Annotated in this window: 11 protein-coding genes and 1 pseudogene; 6 read left to right on the forward strand and 6 right to left on the reverse strand. The window is 61.4% G+C overall.

Annotated elements, in window-relative coordinates; all coding sequences use genetic code 11:
• The first annotated feature begins 175 nt into the window (after positions 1–175).
• The 5 genes from AF71_RS08485 to AF71_RS08505 are packed head-to-tail and all read left to right on the forward strand — an operon-like array spanning position 176 to position 6,346.
• Positions 176–1,783 carry an ABC transporter substrate-binding protein gene (locus tag AF71_RS08485; RefSeq protein ID WP_113580837.1) on the forward strand — a complete coding sequence of 536 codons (1,608 nt, stop codon included), beginning with the start codon at positions 176–178 and terminating at the stop codon, positions 1,781–1,783.
• Between the two features lie 24 nt (positions 1,784–1,807).
• A complete protein-coding gene (locus AF71_RS08490; RefSeq protein WP_169680960.1) occupies positions 1,808–2,986 on the forward strand; it encodes an LLM class flavin-dependent oxidoreductase in 1,179 nt (392 codons plus the stop codon).
• A gap of 10 nt (positions 2,987–2,996) precedes the next feature.
• A complete protein-coding gene (locus AF71_RS08495) occupies positions 2,997–4,049 on the forward strand; it encodes an ABC transporter substrate-binding protein (protein WP_169680962.1) in 1,053 nt (350 codons plus the stop codon).
• Positions 4,050–4,068: 19 nt separating this feature from the next.
• Complete coding sequence (locus AF71_RS08500; RefSeq protein ID WP_169680964.1) at positions 4,069–5,223, forward strand: acyl-CoA dehydrogenase family protein; 1,155 nt, start codon at positions 4,069–4,071, stop codon at positions 5,221–5,223.
• Between the two features lie 52 nt (positions 5,224–5,275).
• Positions 5,276–6,346: an LLM class flavin-dependent oxidoreductase gene (locus AF71_RS08505; protein ID WP_169680966.1), complete on the forward strand. Its 1,071-nt coding sequence runs from the start codon at positions 5,276–5,278 to the stop codon at positions 6,344–6,346.
• Between the two features lie 308 nt (positions 6,347–6,654).
• On the opposite strand, the gene AF71_RS08510 is transcribed toward AF71_RS08505, so the two are convergent.
• From AF71_RS08510 to AF71_RS08530, 5 genes and pseudogenes are all read right to left on the reverse strand, one after another.
• On the reverse strand, positions 6,655–6,945 hold the full coding sequence (locus tag AF71_RS08510; RefSeq protein WP_169680968.1) for a type II toxin-antitoxin system RelE/ParE family toxin: 291 nt from the start codon (positions 6,943–6,945) through the stop codon (positions 6,655–6,657).
• A complete protein-coding gene (locus tag AF71_RS08515; RefSeq protein ID WP_169681008.1) occupies positions 6,942–7,190 on the reverse strand; it encodes a CopG family ribbon-helix-helix protein in 249 nt (82 codons plus the stop codon). Before AF71_RS08515 ends, AF71_RS08510 begins: the two co-directional genes overlap by 4 nt.
• A gap of 688 nt (positions 7,191–7,878) precedes the next feature.
• Positions 7,879–8,217: pseudogene (locus AF71_RS08520) on the reverse strand (SIP domain-containing protein); the annotation flags it as partial.
• Positions 8,218–8,326: 109 nt separating this feature from the next.
• On the reverse strand, positions 8,327–8,851 hold the full coding sequence (locus tag AF71_RS08525; RefSeq protein ID WP_062370610.1) for a GNAT family N-acetyltransferase: 525 nt from the start codon (positions 8,849–8,851) through the stop codon (positions 8,327–8,329).
• Positions 8,852–8,854: 3 nt separating this feature from the next.
• The gene (locus tag AF71_RS08530; protein ID WP_025662864.1) at positions 8,855–9,154 is read right to left on the reverse strand and encodes a DUF1778 domain-containing protein; all 300 of its coding nucleotides are present in this window, start codon (positions 9,152–9,154) and stop codon (positions 8,855–8,857) included.
• A 43-nt stretch (positions 9,155–9,197) separates the two neighbouring features.
• Here AF71_RS08530 and AF71_RS08535 point away from each other — a divergent pair, with 43 nt between their 5' ends.
• Positions 9,198–9,392, forward strand: coding sequence for a hypothetical protein (locus AF71_RS08535; protein WP_169680969.1), 195 nt, complete (start codon positions 9,198–9,200; stop codon positions 9,390–9,392).
• A 51-nt stretch (positions 9,393–9,443) separates the two neighbouring features.
• Here the strand turns inward: AF71_RS08535 and AF71_RS08540 are convergent.
• Positions 9,444–10,436, reverse strand: a 993-nt coding sequence (locus tag AF71_RS08540) for an IS66 family transposase (RefSeq protein WP_169680971.1), incomplete at its 5' end; no start/stop codon positions are given.

A 10,436-nucleotide genomic window follows, 5' to 3' on the forward strand; every position in this document is an offset into this window, starting at 1 on the left:
CAACGATGCAGCCATTTGGCGCACTTTTGGAAACTTAATGCCGCATATCGACACTGCGTAGGTTTTCATCCCACTTCAAAGCAGTCACGGGGCAAAAATCTCTAAAGCAGGCTCGATCCGCGGAATGACACTGAAGCGGGCCGTGACGGCCCCTGAATCACGAGGGTTGAACAAGATGTCACTATTTCCCGCACCCACACGCCGCAGCTTTCTTCTGGCCTCGGTCGCACTCGGCGTCACCGCGACAGCACGGCTTCCCGCCTTCGCAGCCACCGCAACGCGCGGCGGCACGGCAACGCTTCTGCTGGCCGCCGAGCCGCCCGTCCTGACGACGATCGCCCATACGGCCTATAACGCCGTCTATGTCTCGCCAAAGACCACTGAAGGCCTTCTCACCTATGATTTCGACCTCAATCCGAAACCGCTGCTGGCCAAGGAGTGGACTGTCAGCCCCGATGGCCTGACCTACACCTTCAAGCTGCGCGACGGCGTGAAATGGCATGACGGACAGCCCTTCACCTCCGCCGATGTAGCCTTCTCGATCAAGACCCTGAAGGAAGTGCACCCGCGCGGCCGCAACACCTTCCTCAATCTCACCGACATCGAAACGCCCGATGCACAGACGGCCATCCTCAAGCTTTCCAAGCCCGCGCCCTATCTGATCACCGCGCTTGCTGCCTCCGAAACGCCGATCGTGCCGCGCCATATCTATGAAGGCACCAAGGTTGCGGAAAATCCGGCCAATCTTGCGCCTATCGGAACCGGTCCTTTCAAGTTCAAGGAATGGGTGCGCGGCAGCCACATCGTCTACGAACGCAACCCCGATTACTGGGATCAGCCCCGCCCCTATCTCGACCAGCTGATCATCCGTTTCATTCCTGATGCCGCCGCCCGCTCGATCGCGATCGAGACCGGAGAAATCGATCTGGCGCCGTCGACACCCGTGCCGCTCAGCGACCTCGAACGGCTGCAGAGCGCCGAAGGGCTCGCCTTCGAGACCAAGGGCTACCAATACCAGAACGGCGTCAGCCGCATCGAATTCAACCTCGAGCGCCCGTTCTTCAAGGACGTGAGGGTGCGTCGCGCCTTTGCGCACGTCATTGATCGCAACGTCATTCTCAACACCATCAACTACGGCTACGGCGCCGCGATCCCCGGCCCGATCAATCCCAACCTCGCGAAATGGTTCGTGCCGGATCTCAAGACCTATCCGATCGATCTCGCCGCGGCCGAGAAGCTTCTCGATGAAGCAGGCTTCCCGCGCGGCGCAGACGGCATCCGTGCGCACATCAATCTCGACTTCGTGCCGAGTGGCGAAACCTATCCGCGTGGTTCGGAGTATATCCGCCAGGCGCTTGCCAAGGTGGGTATCGACGCCAAGGTCCGCAGCCAGGATTTCGCGACCTACACCAAGCGCATTTACACCGACCGCGATTTCGACTTCGCCTTCGAAGGCATGAGCAACCTGTTCGACCCGACGGTCGGCGTTCAGCGCCTCTACTGGAGCAAGAACTTCAAGCCTGGCGTCCCCTTCTCGAACGGCGCGGCCTACAGCAATCCCAAGGTCGATGAATTGCTCGAAGCCGCAGCGATCGAAGTCGATCCGGCAAAGCGTGTCGAGCAGTGGCGCGAGATCCAGCAAATCCTCGTCGACGACGTGCCCGCGATCGACATCGTCAGCCAGCCGGAACTGACGATCTACAACAAACGCATCTCCGATCACACCGTCGGCGGCGAAGGCATCGCAGGCAGCCTCGCCTTCGCCTACGTCGCAGCATCCTGACGCCAAACCAGCAGGAATATACTCATGACCATTCAACATCCCCCCGGATCGATCGTCGGCCTGCCGAAGTTTGCGGCACCCACCGACTTCCCGGAAAGCCCGCTGTCCCAGGCGCTGAAGCAGCCCGTTCTCCTCGGCCTCTTCTTGCCGATTCAGGCCGGGGGCTGGACGCAATCGACGCTCGAGCGATCGACCGACTGGCGCTTCGATTACAACAAGGCCTTGACGTTGAGGGCGGAGGAACTCGGCTTCGACCTCGTCTTCGCGCTGTCGCAATGGTTGCCGAAGGGCGGCTATGGCGGCGTCTTCGACGGCCAGGCGCTGGATAGCTTCGTGTCGACGGCGGCGCTGGCGGGCCTCACCAAGAAGATTATGCTCATCTCGACCATGCATGTCCTTTATGGTCCATGGCATCCGCTGCATCTGGCAAAGTTCGGCGCGACGCTCGACCATATCACCGGCGGCCGCTGGGGCATTAACGTGGTCACCGGCCACCGGGCGGTCGAGCACGAGATGTTCGGCTGGCCGCGCATCGAGCACGACAAGCGCTACGAACTGGCCGCCGAATTCCTCGAAGTCGTCCAGCGCCTCTGGAGCGACAGCGAGAACTTCTCCTTCGAAGGCGAAAGCAGCTGGAAGCTCGGCGGCGGCTTCGTCACGCCGAAGCCAAACTTCGGCCGCCCGATCCTCGTCAATGCCACCGGTTCGGATGCCGGAATTGCCTTTGCCGGTCGCTATTCGGATATCGTTTTCATCACCAGCCCGACCGGTGCCGACATCAACAGCGCACTGGAATCGCTGCCGGCGCATACGAAGCGGGTCAAGGATTCGGCAATCAGCGTCGGCCGTACTGTGCGCACGCTGCTCAATCCGATGGTGATCTGCCGGCCGACGGAGAAGGAGGCGTGGGAACTCGCCGACCGCATCGTCGCCCATGCCGACCAACGCTCGCCGCAAGGCTTCCAGTCGCTGAACTCGGATGCCCATGCCTGGAAGGGCCGCGATCCCCAGGATCCATACCGCGCCATCGGCGGCAATATTCGCGTCATCGGCTCGCCCGAACAGGTGGTCGATCAGTTCGTCAAGCTGAAGGAGGCCGGCGTCGACGGCCTGCAGCTCAGCTTCTTCGACTTCCGCGACGATCTCGAATTCTTCGGCACCGACGTCCTGCCCCTGATGAAGCAAGCCGGACTGCGCCACTAGGAGGAACGCCATGACAAGCCCAGCTATAACAGGCAATGCCATTTCCGAAATCTGGTATACGCGCTGCCCGGTGCCGACGCCCGTCGGCCTTGCCGCGCAACTCGGCTATCTCGAGGAAAACTTCCGCAAGGAGGGCGTGACGCTGAAGTCGATCATCGATTCACCCGACCGCAACATCCGCCAGAGCCATTTCAACCACACGCTCGACTGGTCGTTCCGCCATGGCGGCAACGTTCCGCCGATCCGCGCGCGCTCCGAGGGACGCAAGACACGCCTCGTCGGCATCACCTGGACCGATGAATTCCAGGCGATCATCACCCTGCCGGAAACCGGCATCAAGACCACGAAGGACCTGAAGGGGCGCCGTTTCGGCATTGCCCGTCGCCCGGAAGGCATCGTCGATTTCATGCGCGCCACCGCGTTGAAGGGGCTGCTTTCGGCGCTGTCGCTTGACGGGCTGGCGCTCGACGCTGTGGAGATCATCGATATCGCGCTTTCCGATTCCGTGCTCTCGACGCAGGAAGGCCCCTCTCTCTTCGGGCTGAAGCGCAGGCAGCCCTATGGCGAGGAAGTTGCAGCCCTCATTCGCGGTGACGTCGACGCAATCTATGTGAAGGGCACGGCCGGCATCAATGTCGCCAACCTGATTGGCGCCGTTGAGGTGGCCGAGTTCGGCTTCCACCCCGATCCCAAGATCCGCATCAACTCTGGCTCGCCGCGCGTTTTGACGGTGGACGAGCTTCTGGCCGACGATAGGCCGGATCTCGTCGCCCGCCTGTTGGAATCGATCTTTAAGGCCAGCGCATGGGCCGAAGCGCATCCCGAGGAAACGAGGCGCTTCGTCGCGCGGGAGGCCGGCGCCACCGAAGAGCAGGTTGTCGCCGCCAATGGCCCCGACATCCACAAGCACCTTGGCCTTGGCCTGCAGCCAGAACTGGTGGATGCGATCGGCCACTACAAGAACTTTCTGCGCGACTTCGGCTTCCTCGCCGCCGACTTCGACATCGCCGACTGGGTCGACCGCCGTCATATCGACAGCTTCAACAGGCGTGCCGTTGCCTGAACCGGGAGATTGAACAACCATGCTTCAGGAAAAAATCGATCCGGTGGACAAGGCACGACGGCTCGCCGTCGACTTCGCCGGACGCGCCGCGCATTACGATAAGACGGGTGACTTTCCATTCGAGAACTTCACCCGTCTCTTCGACGCCGGCCTGCTCGGACTGGTGACGGCGGCTGAGCACGGCGGCCATGGCGCCGGCCTTGCCGAGGCGCAGGCCGTCATCAGCGAGATCGCGCGCGGCGAACCTTCGACCGCACTCGTGCTCGCCATGCACTACAATAGCCACTACAGCCTGCGCCGCTTCGCAAAGTGGCCGGACCACCTTGCCGAGCGGGTACTCACGGCCAATCGGCTTGGGCCGGCCCTGATCAATGCCGCCCAGGCCGAGCCGCGCATCGGCTCTCCCGCCCACGGCGCGCTGCCCGAGACCATCGCGCGCCGAGACGGTGACGTCTGGCGCATCAGCGGCCACAAGAGCTACGTGACAGGCATACCCGTGCTGAAATGGGTGTCGCTGCTGGCCCTGACCGACGAGGAGGAGCCGAGACTGGCCTCCTTCCTCGTTCCGACCGACAGCCCCGGCCTGCAGATTGAAAAGGCATGGAATGCCGCCGGCATGCATGCGACGGCCAGCGACGATATCATCCTTAACAATGTCGCCGTTCCACTCGAAGACATCATCGAAGCCCAGCCGGCATCCGAACCGCTGCGCCGCGAAGAACATGCAACCGCCTTCTTCTTCTCGCTGATATCAGCGGTCTACCACGGCGTGGCGCTTTCCGCCCGCGACCGCGTGCTCGCCTTCGCCGCCCACCATACGCCGGCAAGCCTCGGCGCTCCGCTATCGACGGTTCCGCGCATTCAGGATGGGCTGGGAGAGATCGAAGTCCGCCTTGCAACCAATGCCCGATTGCTGCGCTCGCTCGGCGAAGACGTCGACGCTGGCAGGGTCGTTGGAATGGACGGCATGCATGTCCGCCACGTCGTCATCGACAATGCGGTGGCGATCACCAGCCTCGCTCTCGAGCTCGCCGGAAACCCTGGCCTCAATCGTGATTTCCAGCTCGAGCGCCACCATCGAGACGCCATCACCGGCCGCTCCCATGCCCCGCAGAGCCACATGATCCGGACGATCGCCGCCCGCAACGCACTCGGTCGTCTCGCATCACGATAGCGGGACGCCGATCTCCGGTTTTACTATTTGATTTCACAAGCACAGGCCGACGATGAGCAAAGACAGCGAATTCCTCTGGTACATACCGAACGACACGAGGCCGGGGCATCGCGGCGATTCCGTGGTTGAACATCACAATAGCCTGGCCACGTTGACGGAACACGCCAGGGCGCTCGAGGAGCATGGCTGGAAGGGTGCGCTGATCGGAACGGGTTGGGGCAGACCGGACACATTTACCCTTGCCGCTGCACTTGCGGCACGCACGACGACGTTCGAACCGCTGATAGCGATCCGCCCGGGTTACTGGCGACCCGCGAACTTCGCCTCGGCCGCAGCCACCCTCGATCATCTCACTGGCGGGCGTGTCCGTGTCAACATCGTCTCCGGCCTCGACAATCTCTCGGCCTATGGCGACCGGGAGGGAGACCAGGCAGAGCGCTACGCTCGCACAAAGGAATTCATGCGGCTGGTGCGCAGGCTCTGGACGGAGGAAAACGTCAGCTATGACGGCGAATACTTCGGCGTCGCGGGTTCGACCGTCGTGCCGCGCATCGAGGCGCAGGGCGATCGTCGCCACCCGAAGCTCTATTTCGGCGGCGCTTCCGAGGCGGCCGAGCGGGTCGCGGCCACCGAAGCGGATGTCCAGCTCTTCTGGGGAGAGCCGCTCGATGGTGTCCGCGAGCGCATCGCGCGCCTGGAGGCACTGAGCCGGGAGCTTGATCGAGATCTGCCGCCACTCGAGTTCGGGCTCAGGATCACCACGCTGGTGCGCGACACCACCGAGCAGGCCTGGGCCGACGCCGAAGCAAAGGTGGCAGAGATGGCCAAGGGCAATGGCGCCGGCTGGAGCGATCATCGCAGGGCAGTCGCGGTCGGCCAGCAGCGACTGTTCGACCTGCATCGATCGGGAGACGTCCTGGACGACAACCTCTACACCGCCCCCGGCAAATACGGCGGTGGCGGCGCCGGCACGACCTGGCTGGTCGGCTCGGCGGCCGACGTCGCCAAGTCCCTGCGCAAGTACGAGGATCTGGGCATCACCCATTTCGTGCTCTCCGATACGCCCTACCTCGCGGAGATCAAACGCCAGGGTAACCAGTTGCTGCCGCTTCTACGCAGGTGAGCCCTAAGTGACCACTTCATTGCGGACGCTCGCGCAATCACGCAAGATCCCGCGCAACACCAGCTCGTTACGCAGGAGGCTGCCCATGCAGCAGAGGCGGGTGTGTCCTCTGTTCCCCACTTTGTATTCGGCGAACACATTGAGACCAATTGGGGGTCGAAGCGAAGATCAGATCGCATCTGCGATAAGTGGAGCACAGTGCAATTTTAGCGGACGATGAATCGGGGTAAGCCCCTATTTCGCCCGGTGCCGACCGGCATCCTCCCCTTAGGGATTTGTCAAAGACTCGGGCTGATGTACGCGGCATGTCATAACGTCTGTGGCGACCGCTGATGGGCGTGCATGACGGTGATGATCTCAATATCTCGACTGACGCGGTACGCGATGATGTAGGGAATATCGGCCAACACCACTTCGCGGGTGCCCTTGATACGGCCGGGTCGCCCATTTGCGGGTAAGTCGGCGAGCATATCCACGACCGTCACAATTCTGGCAATCACGCGCGCTGCCGCATCGGGATTGTCCTGCTCGATATGAGCGCCGATTTCATCAAGCCGCCGCAACGCCCGAAGCGTCCAGCGAATACGTTTCCCGCTCATGATTGGCGGGCAGACTTGACGTACTTCCCAACAACCTTCGCCACGTCTTCGGCGCTGGCGAATTCGCCGCGATCGGCCGCATCCAACCCGGCTTCGATCTCGGCAAGCTGCCACTCCTGCTGCTCAACGAAAGCTTTGATGGCCTCGGCAGCCATATAGGCGCGGGAGCGGTCCAGCTTTTCCGCAATCTGATTAAGCTTGCTCGCGGTTTCATCCGAAACCCGCACGGTAAATGCAGTGGTCAAAGCACCTGTCTTTCCTTGGTTCACTTTTATTATTGGTGAACCACGATGGTTCGTCAAAGTTCTCGCCACACGTGTTTTCGGGCGATTATTAGGAATACGCGATGCCACCCTCCAGATTGAGCGGCGGCAATACATCGTTGTCGTTGAGTGGAATTTGGTTGCGGGGGCCTGATAGCACGGAGACTTGTAAAAGTGCCGGTCTTGATGGGATTCGAACAGAGATTTGCGCGTTAGATAAGAGATTACCGGTTCGGTACCTTCGTACGCGAAGGATCGACTGCGGCATACCCCCACTATGAAACACCTTCAGTCGTTTCTCACGCAAGCGCCGCCATCCGTTGGGTTCAACATGTCATTTGGCTTTTTACGTCGCGGCCGTGATCGCCAAAGCGACCTCGTTGATGCGGGTGCTAGGACTTTGGATAGACCGACGCGATAACTCGTGCTGTCGCGGCACCGGTTAAGAGGTAGGGCCTCGGCGGTGGCGGGACAGGAACTTGCCTTGTCCCGCCTCCCGAAACGCACTCAATGTCGCCAATAGCAGGAGATCATCCGCCACTGACGTGCCACGCGAAGGTCAATTGACGGCAGTTCAAGATACTACCCTCGCCCGGTTTCGATCGCCGCGCGTTCAGACTCGACAGCATCGCTTTCGCCATCACTCAGCTTGCACTGCATCTACTGTCAGTCAGACCGTCTGGGCGATATCCCGCTCCCAGTACCAGGCAACATACAACGACTTTCGGTCATGCTTGCGGCTCTTGAGAAAACTGCGAATGGACCGGGCGTCTGCTTTTTCACAGGCAGCCCAGACGAAGGTGTCGCCACCGCAAGCAACGATCGCGGCTTTGGCCTGATCCGCAGGAATACCGCTCGCAGCCATGGGATAATGCCTACGATGCAACCAGCGCGCCTTGAGCGTGCTCTCGGTCGGCAGCGGCTGCTCCTCGCGGCCATCCTCCACTTCGATGATCGCCTCGATATCAGTCCCAGGCGCGGCTTCCGCGATGATGCGGGCGATCGCCGGCGGGGGCAGGATTTAATCATTACTTGCGATCCCCTCGATCGTCGGCGACCGGCATGTCCGAACCGGGCAGGATCAGGGACAGCCGCTTGGCGTCGGTGAAGACTTCAGGTTATGCGCCTTGCTCTTGCTGTCGCGCTTCCGCCAGCGATGCGACGATTGCGGCGATGGAGCGAAACAGGACGAGCGGGTCGTCCTTCGAGGGCGTGAAGCCTCGGCGCTGCCAGAACTGCGCCGCTTCGTGATCGACGGCGTTGACCATCAACGCACGCCCGCCGATCAGAGCGGCGGCCTGGACGCAACGCTCAAGAGCATGTTTCACCAGACCTGTGCCGATGCCTATCCCCACCCATTCCGTGTCCGTGGCAAGCTGGCCGAGGAGAAGACAGGGAACCGGATCGGGCGGCTGCCCGGTGCGGATCGAGCGCGGGAGGATCGCAGGGACGACGGCGGTAGGCGCCAGGCCGTAATACCCGACGACGCGCCCGCCCTCATGGACGACGAGAACCGCCGTGAAACCTTTCTCCTGATTGGAAAGCGCGCGCGTCTTCAGCCAATGATCGAGCGTCGGCTTGCCGCAGGAAAATTCGGAAACATCATGCGCCGCCGTAAGCGGTTCTGGAGCCGATAAGGCCACGGCTTATTGCTTCGGCTCGTAATCAACTTCCCACGGCGCGGGCCGCCTGACCAGTTCCACCATCTCCGGAACAGGAGCGACCGGTAGGGACAAGACACCCATGAAATCGGCAAAGCCTTCAGGGCTCATGCGGATGAGCCCCTGCTCCATAACGACTTCCTCTGCGGCGCGCACGGCCGCCTCCCGCACAAAATCGGTGCGCGAGCGGCCGCGCAGGCTTGCCGCGCGATCGATCATTGCAACATCTGCTTCAGGCAGACGCATCGAGATCGGATATTCCTTGCGTTCGACAGTGGCGGCCATGACATATCTCCTTTACGAGGAAAATAGCGATTTGTAGCGCCAAATGCAATACGAAACTATCAGTCTCGTTCACGGGGTTCAGCGACTCTACGAGACGCTCGAGGACGTTTCCGAGGAAAAGTGTATTAAAGCGGCGAACGTGATCCGTTCGCTGGTCAAGGACATCATCCTCACGCCGGTGAACAAAAGAATCGAGATCGACGTTCGCTTCGTAAGCGCGATTTTCGATGCGCATTGACGGCTGTGCCACACTGAACCGCCATAGGATCGGTAGCGATATCCGGTTCCGTCAGGAGGCGGAGGTTTTCGAGAAGTTGATCGGCAGGAGGTCGCCGATGTCGGCGGCGTCGTCGCGCTGCGGCAACTCGGTGAGCACATGCCGCAGCCAGATCAGAGGGTCGACGCCACAGGCGCGGCATGTCAGCATGAGACTGTAGATCACGGCGCTGGCCTTGGCTCCGTCAGCAGTGTCGCTGAACAGCCACGATTTTCTTCCGGTCGCAAAAACCCTGATGTCGCGTTCGAGAATGTTGTTATCGATCGGCATCCTGCCGTCGCTGGTGTAACGCGTCAGGTAATCCCATTGGTTCAGGGTGTAGGACACAGCATCGCCGAGCTTGGTATCCGGCACGACCTTCGGCGCGATGTTATCAAGCCACGTCTTTAGAGCGTTCAGGACAGGCAAACTGTGCTGTTGCCGGAAGCGGCGAATGCAGTCGGCCTGCGTTTCACCAGCGTCGGGCTTTATCTCTCGCGCCTGCCTTTCGATCCGGTAGAGCTGCTCGAAGAACCTGAGAGCTTGCTCCGGCGGGCCGCCGCCATTCTTTCTCGCCTTGAGGGCATCAACGAAGCGCCGCCTGGAGTGAGCCATGCATCCGACATGGGTTGCGCCATTCAATGTGCGCCACGCGGTGTAGCCATCGCTCACCAATATGCCGCGGTAGTCACCGAGGAAGGCCTGCGGGTAGATCTGGCCGCGCCCCGGCCGATAGTCGAGCAGCACGATCGGCTGATCACTGTCCTCGCTGCTCCGGTACGCCCACATATACGATGTGCTGGTGGCCTCCTTGTCCTTTTCCTTCAGGACCTGGACTGTCGTCTCATCGCCATGAATGAGAGGCTGCGATCGCAGCCGCAGTTTCAGAGCGTCATAGATGCGATGCAGATGCTTCTCGCTTGAGCCGATGACCCAGTGAGCGAGAGCGCCGCGGCTGATCGGAACACCAGCACGCTCAAATGTCTGAGCCACGCGGTAAAGCGGTGTGCCGTCGACGTATTTGTG

This window comes from Rhizobium sp. 57MFTsu3.2, from assembly GCF_012932765.1.
GTDB lineage: Bacteria > Pseudomonadota > Alphaproteobacteria > Rhizobiales > Rhizobiaceae > Rhizobium > Rhizobium altiplani.

Bases quoted from the DNA above. Each gene is read 5' to 3' on its own strand.
- AF71_RS08535 (WP_169680969.1), top strand. From the start codon at position 9,198: ATGCAATACGAAACTATCAGTCTCGTTCACGGGGTTCAGCGACTCTAC.
- AF71_RS08495 (WP_169680962.1), top strand. From the start codon at position 2,997: ATGACAAGCCCAGCTATAACAGGCAATGCCATTTCCGAAATCTGGTAT.
- AF71_RS08490 (WP_169680960.1), top strand. From the start codon at position 1,808: ATGACCATTCAACATCCCCCCGGATCGATCGTCGGCCTGCCGAAGTTT.
- AF71_RS08485 (WP_113580837.1), top strand. From the start codon at position 176: ATGTCACTATTTCCCGCACCCACACGCCGCAGCTTTCTTCTGGCCTCG.
- AF71_RS08500 (WP_169680964.1), top strand. From the start codon at position 4,069: ATGCTTCAGGAAAAAATCGATCCGGTGGACAAGGCACGACGGCTCGCC.
- AF71_RS08510 (WP_169680968.1), bottom strand. From the start codon at position 6,945: ATGAGCGGGAAACGTATTCGCTGGACGCTTCGGGCGTTGCGGCGGCTT.
- AF71_RS08505 (WP_169680966.1), top strand. From the start codon at position 5,276: ATGAGCAAAGACAGCGAATTCCTCTGGTACATACCGAACGACACGAGG.
- AF71_RS08530 (WP_025662864.1), bottom strand. From the start codon at position 9,154: ATGGCCGCCACTGTCGAACGCAAGGAATATCCGATCTCGATGCGTCTG.